The 13673-nt window shown below is 43.7% G+C and carries 15 protein-coding genes; 12 read left to right on the forward strand and 3 right to left on the reverse strand.

Going from position 1 to position 13673, the window contains the following annotated elements; translation table 11 throughout:
• The first annotated feature begins 20 nt into the window (after positions 1-20).
• Together K6T23_RS06590 and K6T23_RS06595 are read left to right on the forward strand one after the other, a co-directional pair.
• A complete protein-coding gene (locus K6T23_RS06590; RefSeq protein ID WP_238283986.1) occupies positions 21-1424 on the forward strand; it encodes a sucrose-specific PTS transporter subunit IIBC in 1404 nt (467 codons plus the stop codon).
• Positions 1425-1445: 21 nt separating this feature from the next.
• A complete protein-coding gene (locus K6T23_RS06595; protein WP_238283987.1) occupies positions 1446-2903 on the forward strand; it encodes a sucrose-6-phosphate hydrolase in 1458 nt (485 codons plus the stop codon).
• 116 nt (positions 2904-3019) lie between these two features.
• Here the strand turns inward: K6T23_RS06595 and K6T23_RS06600 are convergent, their stop codons facing one another.
• The 3 genes from K6T23_RS06600 to K6T23_RS06610 all read right to left on the reverse strand — a co-directional run bounded on the left by K6T23_RS06600 (position 3020) and on the right by K6T23_RS06610 (position 5033).
• Entirely contained in the window at positions 3020-4018 is a 999-nt protein-coding gene (locus K6T23_RS06600; RefSeq protein ID WP_053428115.1) for an inorganic phosphate transporter, read from the reverse strand.
• A gap of 15 nt (positions 4019-4033) precedes the next feature.
• The gene (locus K6T23_RS06605; RefSeq protein WP_056534403.1) at positions 4034-4651 is read right to left on the reverse strand and encodes a DUF47 domain-containing protein; all 618 of its coding nucleotides are present in this window, start codon (positions 4649-4651) and stop codon (positions 4034-4036) included.
• A 214-nt stretch (positions 4652-4865) separates the two neighbouring features.
• Positions 4866-5033 (reverse strand): twin-arginine translocase TatA/TatE family subunit, encoded by a 168-nt coding sequence (locus K6T23_RS06610; protein WP_238283988.1) that lies wholly within the window; start codon positions 5031-5033, stop codon positions 4866-4868.
• Between the two features lie 302 nt (positions 5034-5335).
• On the opposite strand from K6T23_RS06610, the gene K6T23_RS06615 reads away from it, so the two are divergent.
• The 10 genes from K6T23_RS06615 (at position 5336) to K6T23_RS06660 (ending at position 13615) form a co-directional block, all read left to right on the forward strand.
• Positions 5336-5605, forward strand: a complete 270-nt coding sequence (locus K6T23_RS06615) for a YwqI/YxiC family protein (protein ID WP_056534405.1) — start codon at positions 5336-5338, stop codon at positions 5603-5605.
• Between the two features lie 23 nt (positions 5606-5628).
• Entirely contained in the window at positions 5629-7242 is a 1614-nt protein-coding gene (locus K6T23_RS06620) for an LXG domain-containing protein (RefSeq protein ID WP_238283989.1), read from the forward strand.
• A 37-nt stretch (positions 7243-7279) separates the two neighbouring features.
• The gene (locus K6T23_RS06625; protein WP_238283990.1) at positions 7280-8131 is read left to right on the forward strand and encodes a hypothetical protein; all 852 of its coding nucleotides are present in this window, start codon (positions 7280-7282) and stop codon (positions 8129-8131) included.
• 84 nt (positions 8132-8215) lie between these two features.
• Positions 8216-8614, forward strand: a complete 399-nt coding sequence (locus tag K6T23_RS06630; RefSeq protein ID WP_238283991.1) for a hypothetical protein — start codon at positions 8216-8218, stop codon at positions 8612-8614.
• Complete coding sequence (locus K6T23_RS06635; RefSeq protein WP_048005088.1) at positions 8601-9050, forward strand: DUF5085 family protein; 450 nt, start codon at positions 8601-8603, stop codon at positions 9048-9050. The genes K6T23_RS06630 and K6T23_RS06635 overlap by 14 nt, the downstream gene beginning before the upstream one ends.
• A gap of 126 nt (positions 9051-9176) precedes the next feature.
• Positions 9177-9941, forward strand: coding sequence for a hypothetical protein (locus K6T23_RS06640; protein WP_056534410.1), 765 nt, complete (start codon positions 9177-9179; stop codon positions 9939-9941).
• A 124-nt stretch (positions 9942-10065) separates the two neighbouring features.
• Complete coding sequence (locus tag K6T23_RS06645) at positions 10066-10845, forward strand: hypothetical protein (RefSeq protein ID WP_142245858.1); 780 nt, start codon at positions 10066-10068, stop codon at positions 10843-10845.
• Positions 10846-11020: 175 nt separating this feature from the next.
• On the forward strand, positions 11021-11791 hold the full coding sequence (locus K6T23_RS06650) for an ABC transporter ATPase (protein WP_238283992.1): 771 nt from the start codon (positions 11021-11023) through the stop codon (positions 11789-11791).
• A 116-nt stretch (positions 11792-11907) separates the two neighbouring features.
• The gene (locus K6T23_RS06655) at positions 11908-12672 is read left to right on the forward strand and encodes a hypothetical protein (protein WP_238283993.1); all 765 of its coding nucleotides are present in this window, start codon (positions 11908-11910) and stop codon (positions 12670-12672) included.
• 175 nt (positions 12673-12847) lie between these two features.
• A complete protein-coding gene (locus tag K6T23_RS06660; RefSeq protein ID WP_238283994.1) occupies positions 12848-13615 on the forward strand; it encodes a MerR family transcriptional regulator in 768 nt (255 codons plus the stop codon).
• Positions 13616-13673: the final 58 nt, after the last annotated feature.

The raw sequence follows: 13673 nt of genomic DNA on the forward strand, positions 1-13673 counted from the left end.
ACATGGAGGGGAGAATGACTATGTCGGAGAATCGAAAGATTGCAGAAGAAATCGTCAAAGCGGTCGGCGGGGATGAAAACATCCTCTCTGTAGCCCACTGTGCCACACGGCTTCGCATCATGGTGAAAGACAAGGAGGCAATTGACCAGGCAGCGGTGGAAGCAACGGATAAAGTGAAAGGGGCCTTTTTCAATTCAGGGCAGTACCAGGTGATCTTCGGTACGGGTACGGTGAACAGGATCTATGAAGAAGTCATGAACCTTGGATTGAAGGGATCCACCAAGTCTGAGCAGTCCTCTGAAGTCGCGAAAAGCGGAAGTGCCTTCCAGCGGGCGATCAGGACATTCGGGGACGTCTTCGTTCCGATCATCCCGGCCCTTGTGGCGACTGGACTGTTCATGGGATTACGAGGTCTGGTTCTTCAGGAACAGATCCTTGCCTTATTCGGTATGACTCCGGATGATATCTCTCAAAACTTCATCTTGTTCACTGAAATCTTGACTGATACGGCCTTCATCTTCCTGCCGGCTCTCGTGGCGTGGTCCACTTTCCGCGTATTTGGAGGTTCGCCAATCGTTGGGCTGGTACTCGGCCTCATGCTCGTGAGCCCATCGCTGCCGAACGCATGGGGAGTAGCAGGCGGGGATGTACATCCCATCGAATTCTTCGGATTCATCCCGGTCGTAGGCTATCAGGGCTCGGTCCTCCCGGCATTCATCGCGGGGATCCTTGGTGCCAAACTTGAAAAGCAAATCCGGAAACGGGTCCCGGAGGCATTGGATTTGATCATTACGCCATTCCTGACACTACTGGTCATGATTACCCTTGCCCTTTTCGTCATTGGGCCAATCTTCCACAGCCTGGAAAACGTCATCCTTGATGGTACGATTGCGGTCCTTGAATGGCCATTTGGAATCAGCGGATTGATCATTGGTGCCCTCAATCAGCTTATCGTCGTCACAGGGGTCCACCACATCTTCAATATGCTCGAGATCCAGCTGCTTGCAAACCTTGGAAGCAATCCATACAATGCCATCATCACCTGTTCCGTCGCTGCACAGGGTGGAGCAGCACTTGCTGTTGGACTTAAGACAAAATCCAAGAAGCTTAAAGCACTTGCCCTCCCGTCATCATTTTCCGCCTTCCTTGGAATCACTGAACCCGCCATCTTCGGGGTGAACCTGAGATATGGGAAGCCGTTCATCATGGGTCTTGTTGGTGGAGGAGTAGGAGGATTCATCGCATCCATTGTCGGCTTGAAGGGAACAGGCATGGCCATCACGGTCATCCCGGGTACGCTTCTATACTTGAACGGTCAGATCCTCTTATATATCTTGGTGAATGTCATTGCGATCGGAGTTGCATTTGCGCTTACGTGGATGTTCGGCTATTCGGATAAACTGAAAAACGACGTGGAGAAATAATGACAGCAAGGAGCTTTGCATATGAATAAAAATGAAAAAAGACTGCTCACAGCTGTAGAAGAAAGAATACAGTCCCTTCAACAGAAGGCAGAAGCTGATCCATACCGATTGAACTATCATCTCCTGCCGCCCATCGGACTTCTGAATGACCCGAATGGATTGTCTTTCTTCAAGGGGCGCTATCACTTCTTCTATCAGTGGAATCCCCTTGAAGAAAGTCACGGAGCGAAATTCTGGGGCCATTATTCCTCAGAGGATCTTGCCACATGGCGACATGAACCGATTGCCCTCGTGCCGAGTGAATGGTACGAGAGGAATGGCTGCTACTCTGGGTCAGCAGTCGTTTCGGATGATCATCTGTTCCTATTCTATACAGGAAACGTGAAGAACGATGCCAGTGAAAGGGAAACGTATCAATGCCTTGCCGTCTCGGAAGACGGGGTGCATTTTGAGAAAAAGGGCCCGATCATCACCTTGCCTGAAGGATTCACCGCCCATTTCAGGGATCCGAAGGTATGGAAAAGGGGAGCCACCTGGCATATGGTGATCGGAGCACAAACGTCTGAAGGTGCCGGTGCCGTCGTCTTGTATACGTCAGATGACCTTTATCGTTGGAATTATAAAGGGATTATCGCAGGTGCTGGACGTGACGCACTGGGAGGCTATATGTGGGAATGCCCTGATCTATTGGAGTTTGATGAAGGCGACGTCTTATTGATATCACCACAAGGGATCGAACCCGAGGAAGATCGGTATCAGAATCTCTTTCAATCAGGCTATATGACGGGTGCCCTCGATGTTGATTCATCCCGATTTTCACATGGGGATTTTTCAGAGCTTGATAAGGGCTTTGACTTCTATGCTCCACAGACGATGACTGACGAAGCGGGGAGGCGTATCCTCGTGGCATGGATGGGAATGACAGACTCTCAGGAGCCCTATCATCCCACACTGAATTATCACTGGATCCACGCGTTGACCATTCCGAGGGAACTGGGATTGAAGGACGGGGTTTTACTCCAACGACCGGTCAAGGAATTGAAAAAGCTAAGGACGGGTGCGTTCAGCGTGCGCTCAAAAGAACTCCTTGCCGGTGAAAAGTGGGACTTTGAAGGGATGGGAGTGGAGAGCAAGGAACTCATCATCGAGGTTCTGAAGGTGGGCTCTTTCTCTATCCACCTCAGGAATGAAGCTGAAATTCACTACGATTGTCAGAAGGGCAGGGTTACATTAACCCGGCGACGCCTTGATGACGGATCTACGGAGAGAAGGAGGGTGGATGTGAGCCGAGTCCAAAAGCTTCATCTCTTCCTGGACCACTCTTCACTGGAGCTTTTCTTGAATGATGGGGAGCACGTATTGACCGCCCGCTATTTTCCCCGGGTATCGGACGACTCCATCATTTTTCATTCGAAAGAAAACGTCAGGTTTTCGGTGGAGGCGTATACCTTAAGATCGAATCTGAACGTCCATTCCTGATAAAGGGTGGACGTTTTTGAGTGGAGAAAGGTTTGGCAAGGGGAAATGTGGGGTAAATGATATTTCCGGAAAAAGAAAGACCGTACCGGTGGATCGGTACGGTCTGCACTGCTTTTTTATAAGAAAAGATCGATTACATAATAAATCAGGGCTGCCAGCGTAGCAGAAATCGGAAGGGTAATGACCCAGGTGATGAGCATACGTTGTGCCGTACCCCATTTGACTCCTCTCAATCGGTGGGCAGAACCAACACCAAGGATTGAGGAAGAAATGACGTGTGTCGTACTGACAGGAAGGTGGATCGCTGTAGCACCGAAGATGACGGCCGCACCTGTAAGGTCAGCTGCCACTCCATTGACCGGGCGGATTTTCATGATACCGGCGCCGACCGTTTTGATGATCTTCCATCCACCGATGGAGGTTCCGAGTCCCATGGCTGTCGCACAGGCAAGCTGTACCCATGTCTGGATATCGTCGGAGGTTTGATAATTATTGACGATCAGGGCCATGGTGATGATCCCCATCGCTTTCTGCGCATCATTGGTACCGTGTGTAAACGATTGGAGGGCAGCCGTAGCAATCTGGATGCTTCGGAAGTTCCGGTTCGTTTTGGCAAGGTTACGGTTTTTAAATACAACCTTGAAGATGCTGTAAATGATGAAACCGACCACGAATGCAAGGATTGGCGATAGAATCAGCGCTTCGACGATCTTGATGAAGCCTGTATAATTCAGTGATGATAATCCAGCTGCAGCAATCGCAGCACCTGCAATGGAACCAATCAGGGCATGTGAGGAGCTACTTGGAATCCCAAAATACCATGTCACAAGATTCCAGATGATGGCGGCAATCAATGCAGCCAGGATGACGATCGTCCCATTTTCAAGGGCAAATGGGTCAACGATGTCCTTCGTGATCGTTTTGGCCACACCTGTGAAGGTCATGGCGCCGATAAAGTTCATGCTAGCCGCCATGATGATGGCGTGTCTTGGCTTCAATGCCTTGGTCGATACGGAAGTAGCAATCGCATTCGCAGTATCATGGAATCCATTGATGAAGTCGAATGCAAGAGCAAAGAAAACGATCAAGACGGTCAGAATTAATACTGTATCCATATTGAACTAAGCTCCTTACGCATTTTTCATGATAATGGTTTCGAATGTGTTTGCTACGTTCTGACAATAGTCCGCTACAAGTTCAAGCTCTTCGTAAATTTCTTTGTATTGAATGATGCGGATCGGATCTTTCTCTGTATTGAACAGATGCTTGATCGACTGACGCAGAATTCCGTCACATTTAGATTCAAGGTCTTTGATCTTGATTGCAGATTCACGCACCTTGATCCATTTTTTTGTTGAAAGAAGCTCGACGGCTTGTTCGATTTCATTCGAACATTGACGGATGGCTTCCACGAATTGAAGCATGAACTCATCTGCCTTTGTGATCGAGTACATTTCAAACATGGCCGCAGTGTGCTCCAGACCGTCCAGTACATCATCCATGCTCATGGACAGGGCAAGGATATCTTCACGCTCGATTGGTGTGATGAACACCTTGTTCAGGTCGAGGATGACTTCATGCACATAGTTATCGCCTTTTGTTTCATAATCCTTCATGGTTGTAGAGAATTCTTTCAGGTCACTGACATTATTCAATTTATAATCAGCGAAATAATGAGCACTCTCTTTCAGATTTTCTGCGATGTTGCTCAAAATCGTACCGAATTTATCCTTCTTTTTGAAAACCATATATTTTCAAACCTCCAACATTTCGAATATGGAATTAATAAACCTTCATAATGATATCGCAAATTGTCGAAAATATGTAGAATTTTGATCGAAAATTTACATTAACTTAACATAAGAACGGTTTCTTTTTTAATAGTATCTTCGAACACAGGTATTTCATCCTGCTTCGACAACGAAAAAAAGGCCGATTTTCCTAGGACCGGCCCCGTCACCCTCATTTCTTTTCTTCTGTTTTCTCATCCTCCAGGATCCCCTGGGTCGCCTTTTTGAACTCCCTCAACGTAACCCCGACTGCTTTCCCCAGCTCAGGCAGCTTGCTTGGACCAAAAAACAATAAAGCCACAAATACAATCAATGCAATTTCTCCAAATCCAAGATTCATCCTCAGACCTCTTTCCTTTGTAAATGAGTGGCATTTCTCCTTATATCGTACTTCTTTTCTAGTGGAAATCAAGAGGAGATTCCGGTTTTTTCGGTGAATTATACAGGTAATTGGAATAATATTCTGAATATGGGGTATGAGGATATTAGTTCCAAAATAAAAACTAGCAAAAAAGTTGCATAGAGAATACAAAAAACAATCCTAATTTCCTATATAAGACAAAAATGGTTTTTGTAATAATGAGGAAGGAAAATAGTAGGAACAGGAATATGTACATAAAATCCCAAGGGAGGAGTGTCAACATGGAGATCAAAGTAGAATATTCAAGCGTAGAGTCGCAGATATCGAATGTAAAGGGATCACTTCAAGGCCTTAAGGCGAAAAGCGAGGGGTCCATTGAAGGGAACGTCCTCGATACAGCCGATAAGCTGAATGAACTGGCCTCAAAGCTGGATACCATCCTCGCTTCCTATAAAGGTGTGTTGGAAAAAAATCTTGAAAGTACGAGGCAAGCCGTGGAATCCATGCGGGAAGCCGATGCCACCATCGCCGGCGGGATGCAACGCAAATAATATATGAATGTGAGAGATGAGAGATGAAAACATTAAAAGTCCAGTCACTTCAGGAAGGGATTTCCCGAAGCAAGTCCATGCTTGATACCCTTGATGGAGAAATCCAATCTCTTAAACAATCGATTACCGCCTTTTCTGGAATGGAGGAAGCACTGAAAGGAAAGGGTGGGAGTGCCATCCGCTCTTTTTATGACGAATGCCACGTACCCCTTCTTGATTTTATTGTGAAGTTCAGCAGTGAATACAAGTCCACCCTCGAAAAGATCAAAAGTGAACTAAGCACCCTCGAACCAAGCTCAGACGGCTATATTCACCAACCCTTTCTCGATCAGGAACTCGAACAGAGCTTAGACCGCATCAAGCAGCATACAGAAAGCCTCGTTGCAGACGCCAACAGTACGATCAGCTCCATTTCTGATATCGTCTCCATCTCCAGCATCCAGGATTCTTCCTTCATTCAAGGCGTCCAAAGCGCCAAAACGGAATTGACTGAAACAGTCGACAAGCTGACTGAGTTCGACTCCAGCCAGTCGAAGGCACTCTCCACTGCTGAAGAAGACCTCGTCATGATGGAGAACTGGATCTCTGATATTGAGGGATTGATGCAAGATGGGAAAGTGAACGTGAATTTCCCGACCACCGTTTGGAAGGAGTATGCAGAGCTCAACCCATTAACGAATAAATTGAATGGAACGACACCTAATATAGAAGAACTCGAAATCAAAGACGATAAGGATAAAACCGGTGATGTAAACGGAGGCGCGAGTTCCTTCCTGCTTACAGCGAAGAAGAACCTGGATCAATTCGATCAGCTGAAGTCCCGGGGAACCCTGTCGTTCACAAGTTTGAGGACCTTCTATGCGGCAAGAAAAAATGGTCTCAAGACGTATAAAGTATGGGATCCTAAGAAAGGTCAATACGGCTACCGCATCACCGCTACGCCTCAGGCCCTTCGGAAGCTTGGCGTAGAGCCGGACTCCCGCGCGTTTAAGGAATTGATGCACGGGGTGCCGAAAGGTGGCAAAAAGCTTTCTCCAAAGCATCAGGAGATCGCTAAAAACAATACGGTCACCCTTAAATACGCGACACAAAAGAAAGGCCAGACAGGCTGGTCACCGGTAGGCGAGAAAGTCCTGGAGAAGAATCCGCATCTTAAGAATTGGAACAATAATGAGCTGTCTGCCAAAGACAAATTCAAGACCATCGGTAAAGCTACGGCAAAAGGTGTCAAAGACTCATATAAGGATATCGTCGACATCAAAGGCATTGCGAAACCCCTTCAAGAGAGCGGTCCTGTCAAAGGTGTATTAAAAAGCAGCTTGAAAGGCCTTGCGCCGATCTCTGCGGGACTGTCATTCTATGAAAACCACACAAATGCAAAAGCAGAAGGATTAACCGGTGCAGAAGCAACGAAGCGCGCAACAGTGGATACGGCCATTGACGTCGGGGTTTCAAGTGGTGTACAGACAGCCTTCACTGCAGCCGGTACGGCCCTTATCCCGATTCCAGGTGTCGGTACCCTTGTCGGGATGGGCGCAGGAATCGCCGTGAATACCCTCTTGAACCATAAGTTCGGGAAAGATACGGACGGCAAAGGGAAATCCGCTATGGACGTAGTGAAAGGCTGGTTCAGATAGCCGACATGTCGTTCAGAACAAAAGGGGCGTACCGCTTATGTTAAGAGACTTACCTGAAAGTCATTTTTATGTGTTGAAAGGGCCATTCGAGAGCGGGCGGCAAAGCCCTGCTTCCCTCACACCCAGCCTGATCGTTTCGGTGTTCATCAGTTGGCTCCTTTACTTTTTAACCTACACCCTGATGGGAGATTCCTCTGCTTTCCCGGCAATCGAACTGGTGAAGGGTGCGCACTTCTACATCACCATCCTGCTTTCCATCCTGTGCCTGATGGCAAGCATTCCTTCATTCTACAAAAAGTATCAGAAGGCACAATACGCCATTAGCATCTTCGCTATCCAATTTCTCTTCGGTATCTGTATGTATCTGATATCCATGATGTTTATCGGAACACAACAAGGCGTGACCGAGGGGAATATGACGACGCTGCTTCTGCTGACTCTCGGGGTCGGGGTCCTCCTGATCGCCGTTACCGTCCTCCGCTTCTTCCGGCTGTTGAAAAACGGAGAATACATGTACGGATCGGCTAAGTGGAAAAGCCGGATGAATCTGGAGTTGAAATCAAATGTACCTCTCGCCATCGTCATCGGCGTGAGCATCGTACTGATCCTTCAATATATCATACGGAATTTCAATGCTGATTCCCTCGAATTCTATATCATCGCGCTCATGCCACTTGCGCTGTTTTATATGATGCTCTTCATTCTGCCGGAACAATTGGTTCTTCTTTATTGTAAGAGGAGATTCAACAGCTTTAACTTTGAAGCTGATGGCAAGACCCTGAAGCGTGATACGTCAAAGGGTGAAGCCCAATTTATACCCAATGCACCAACAAATATATTGGAAAAGAAAGTTTCTCCACACGAAAAGAAGAACAGCTGGTTTCAATGAAAATAAAAACCAAATGATGAAAGGGAGTAGGTCATGGCTATCGAAAAGAAATCCTTACAATTTGATCATGTATTAGTGTATAAGATGGAAGGCAAAATGGAGGACTGGCAGGAAGGCTTTGCTGTCATGGAGGAAGCAGAACTGGAACAGGTAGTATACAGGAACGGCCCCGTCATCTTTACATATGAAGCAAAGGGAGATAGCGGGACCTTTACGTATTATATGCCGGTGAATGACGAAGTTGAGCTTGCAGAAGACTCAGACATTCAATATGACCGCAGGCTGGACCTGAAAGATGCCCTCGTCTTAAGGCAGGCACAGGAAATTCAGGATTTCTCAACTGCCTTTGAACAAGTGAAAACGTATGGCGAAGTGAACGGAATCCCCCTCACAGATCAATTCTACTGTGTCCTCCTAGAGGTATACGGTGATATCATCATCGATCTCTATGTGCCGAGGAGTGTGCCTCATGCTATTCACTGATCACACTCTGACTTATAAGAATGTAGCCTCTAAGCTTTACCGATTCGCACCCGAAGAATTGGAAATGGCCTTTGAAGACTTTGCTGGCATCCTCGAAAACAATGGATACAACCCAACGGGCGATCTGTTCTTCTGCATCATGAGCAATCCTCTAGAAGACGAAATCATGACAGCCGAAATCTTCCTACCGATCGAAGAAGATCGCATAGATTTACCTGAGAGTGAAAACGTTCACTTCAGAAGCTACTTCTACTTGAAGGATATGGTCATGTCCCGCGTGATGGAGAACTTTGATGAATTCTCCCAATACAAGTTCTGGGAAATCGTAGAGTACATTGAACGAAGTGGCCAAACCCAATCGACACCGATGTTCGTTGTCTACAAGCAGTCACCTTCAGGTAAAACCTATGTGGAGATGAGTGCTGGGGCTGAATGAAAGAATAACCCCTGACAGGTTGTCAGGGGTTATTCTTTCATTCAACATTTGTTGTAGAAGAGAACTGAAGTTAAAAAAGTAAATCAGCTTCAGTAAAAATGGTCCAGATAGACTAGGGGTGGCTTAATGTTAAGAAAATTAAGAGACAAAGACTTCGAAGCTATTAGAAATTCTGCATTAAGCAGGCAAACACCTTCTAATTTAGCAGGTGCTTTCATCATTTGTATACCATTACTTTGGTTAATGTATTTTTTAGTTTTTTATGTAGCAGGTGATGCGACGGGATATGTCACGAATTACCCTTTATTTTCAGAAATGATGTTAATTTGTTTTTGGTTTACCGTAGTATTAACAGGATTGATGATCGTGTTTACATTTCAGTACTTCTACATGAAATTTCAGAAGATCCAGTACATACTGGCAATTGTATTGTCTCATGCATTATTTAGCGTAAGTTTTTACTTAGCAGCACTATTCATTATAGGGAAGTCTGATAGAGTATCAGAGGATGTATTAACGAAGATAACCCTCATAAGCCTTAGTTCAATGGTGCTCGTTGTTATTGTGGCTATAATAAGGTTCATTATATTACTAAATAAAGGTGCATATCGAAAAGGTACTGCTAAGGATATTCAAAGGGCTAAGTTTGAAGGGTATTCTTATGTGCCAGCTGTTGTTACAGCTTCAACAAGCTTAGTTATCAGCCTGCAAATGATTATAAGTAGCTATGGTTTTCAGGGATTTAGAGAAATTATAGTTATAGTAATTGGATTTTTAGTGGCACATGTTATGAGTTTTGTTCTACCTGAACAACTAGTGATTCTCTATTGTAAATATTGTTTTAAGAGTTTTAATTTTGATAATAGAGGGAAATTACATTTAATGGAATGAAACCACTGTGGTTCATGGACTATGGTGAGGGCATTGATTAGGAGAAATATTTGTAATGATTAGGAGAAATATTTGTAAGCACTGGTTTTGAAAAATGGGATCTCAGACTGGAGCTGTAACGTTAATGACTAAATTACCTGTTGAGTACTATGCTGTATTAAGGAAACCCCTTGAATCAGGTAGACAAAGCCCGAAGAAGCTTGCCGAGGCTTTCCTACTAAGTGTTCCTATTGTTTGGTTATTGTACCTTGTAACTTTTTCAGTAGCAGCGGATTCTACAAACTATCCTAACGTGGAAAAAATTCGTACCACGCAGTTTATTATGACTGTAGTTGTTTCTATACTTGGGATTATATTTTCATTTCCAAGCATTTATAGAAAAACTGGCTGGTTACAGTATGCATATAGCGTCCTATTAGCACAATTCACATTTACTGTGTACCCATTTATCAGTGCATTTTTCATTATGGGCCAACAGGAAAATGCAAGCCGTGAAATCCTTATAAAACTGACTTATTATGCAATAATTTTAGGTATTTTAGTACTCCTGGTTACTAGTATAAGATTTTCCATCCTATTAAGAAAAGGGGCCTACAAAAAAGGGAGTAGCAGAGATGAAACGAGAAGCAAGTTTGAAAACAAATCCTACATACCAATTGCAATAGTGGCTTCTACAGGGTTTGTACTTATTATGCAATATGCTATTCGGAAAATTCAATTCGTCTCTTTAGAAGACGCTATACTTACTTATTTACCGCTTCTTATTTGTTACGTATCCGTTTTTGTTCTTCCTGAACAAATAGTTATAACCTATTGTAAGATCCGATTTAAGGCATTTAATTATAATTCAAGAGGGTACTTACACGATATAGAGAAAATAGAACTAAAAAGGAAAAATGTTTAGTCTCTACAATGGAATGATGAATGGTGGAACCAACTCCAACTCTTTTAAAATCATACTCCTTACCATTCGCGCTAGGTAACCATGTACAGAACGCGGGACATAATTAAGATACATTAGTTGAAATATAATTGTTGAGAAGTACTTCAGAAATGGTCGGAAAACTTGGGGTGAAAATGTGGCTGGGAAATTAACATACAATGACTTTGTCGTATTGAGAAAACCTTTTGAATCCAAGAGACAAAGTCCAAGTAATTTAGCGGCTATACTTTTATTGGGAATACCGTTTCTTTGGTTATTTTATTATTTGACCTTTTCTATTGCTGCGGAAATGACAGTATTTCCAAACGTTGAACAAATGAAGAAAATTCAATTCAGTTTTACATTATTCATTTCTATTTTGTGTTTACTGTTTTCTGTACCGACAATCTATAAAAAACTTGAGTGGGTTCAATATGTAATTAATACACTGTTTTCACAACTGCTTTTTTGTGTCTACCCATTTCTTATCGCCCTATATATTTTAGGGGAACAAGACAGTGCGAGCCTGGAGTCACTTATGAACTTTACCTATATGGCACTTGCAATTGGTATCGTCATTTTTTTGGTGACTTGTGTTCGATTTTATCTATTGTTAAGAAAAGGTGCTTATAGAGAAGGAGGCAGCAAAGATCGAGTAAGAAATAGATTTGAGAAGTCCGATTACATGCCAGTTGTAATTGTAGCTTCAACGGGACTCGTTCTGCTCATACTATATGCTATAAGAACAATACCCTCCGATTCTATTGAGGACTTACACCTGATCTATTTCCCACTGATCATTTCATATATGATGATTTTTGTGTTGCCGGAACAGCTCGTATTGATTTATTGTAAGCTGCGGTTTAAAACATTTAATTTTAACTCCCGCGGATACTTATATGATCCAGAAGGTGAAGGTCATCACTGATTATTCGACAAAGACCATAGAATGCAGCGTAATGGCACCAGAAAGTTTTATTAAATGACTGACTATGTTAAGGCTGGACTTCTATTCTATATGTCCAATAGTTGAGGGGGGATCTAATGAAGTGGTTTCATGAAAAGGATGTAGAAGTGCTGAGAGAGTCACTGGCTAGCAGACAATCTCCAGGAGGTTTGTCTTCAGCTCTTCTTTTTAGTGTTCCCCTGATATGGTTGCTGTATTATCTCGTATTTCATTTAGCAGGGGAAGCCGCAATATATCCTCACATAGAAAAAATAAAAGAGGGATCATCGTGGTTTCTCATTTGTTTGACTGCAGCCATCATTATGTTCTCGTTTAAGAAAATCTATAGTAAGTTTCAGAAAACCCAATATGTACTTTCAATCGTTTTCTCACAATCCCTATTTGGGATTCTACCTTATATGGCCGCAATATTTTTAGTAGGGGATCAACATACTATTACTCAGGGGTCGTTATTCAGCTTTGTATATAGTACGTTGATTGTTGGGCTTCTAATCTTTGTCATTTCACTCATAAGACTCATCATTTCAATCATCAGTGGTTCATATAGAGCCGGTTCAAAAAAACATCAGACAAGGTCCAAAATGGAAAACCGTTCATATATAGGGATTGCCATTGTGAGTGGACTTTCTATTTATTATACCCTGCACTATTTGATTAGGAGTTTCGGTGGGATTGGGTTCCCTTTAGTAGACGGCTTTATGATTCTGTTAGGACTACTTCTCTATTATGCCATGCTGTTTATCCTACCTGAACAATTAGCTATCCTTTACTGCAAAGCTGCATACAAAAGTTTTAATTTCAGTCCTATATCCGGGCGACTATATTCCATTGAGGATGTTTAATCTGGTCATTTATGAAAAAATGGAAAATATATGAATATATTACGAAGAGGCTTTTGAAAGAATCAATATGAATAGTTAGCTATTCCACCACTCTTCAGAATTAAAGAGTGGTTTTTCATTTCCCCCTTTACCTTCACGCAACGTCAACGTGTACAGTAGAACTAGGAGGTGCCGCATGGAATATACAATAAAGAAGCTGAGTGACCTCGCGGGAGTCAGTACGCGGACACTGAGGTACTACGATGAAATCGGATTGCTCTCACCGTCCAGAATCAATTCATCCGGCTACCGGATCTATGGACGTGTGGAGGTCGACCGCCTTCAGCAGATATTGTTTTATCGGGAAATGGGTATGGAGCTTGAAGGGATCAAGCTCATATTGGATGATCCAGACTTTGATTCAGTTGGAGCGTTGAAAGAGCATCGTAGCCGACTCGTCGAAAAGAAGAAACGTTTACTGAGGTTGATCCGTAATGTCGATCAGACGTTGGAGGATATGGGAGGAGGAACCGCAATGAGTGACCGGGAGAAGTTTGAAGGGTTTAAGAAAAAGCTCGTGGACGCAAACGAGAAGGAGCATGGGAAAGAGATCCGAGAGAAATATGGAGACGAGTCGATAGATGCATCGAATCATCAGCTCCTGAGCACGGACAAAGAAACATATGAAGAAACCAAGCACATGGAAGAACAAATGATAGCCTTGCTAAAAATAGCGAATGAAAAGGGCGATCCAACTGGTGAGGAGGCACAGGAAGCGGCGCGGCTCCACAAAAAATGGATCACCCGCCAGTGGGGTCATTACAATAGGGAAGCCCATGAAGGTCTTGTTCAGATGTATGTGGACGATGAGCGTTTCAGGTCATATTACGATAAGCACCAGAATGGTATGGCCGATTTTCTTCGCAATGCGGTGAGTCATTACTTGAAGAATGAGGGGAAGTAAAACAACAATTTTAACTGAATAAGAAAAAATTCCGAAACCCCATTGCTATATCTCCCAC

Origin of the sequence: Rossellomorea marisflavi, assembly GCF_022170785.1 — a bacterium.
Taxonomy (GTDB): domain Bacteria; phylum Bacillota; class Bacilli; order Bacillales; family Bacillaceae_B; genus Rossellomorea; species Rossellomorea marisflavi_B.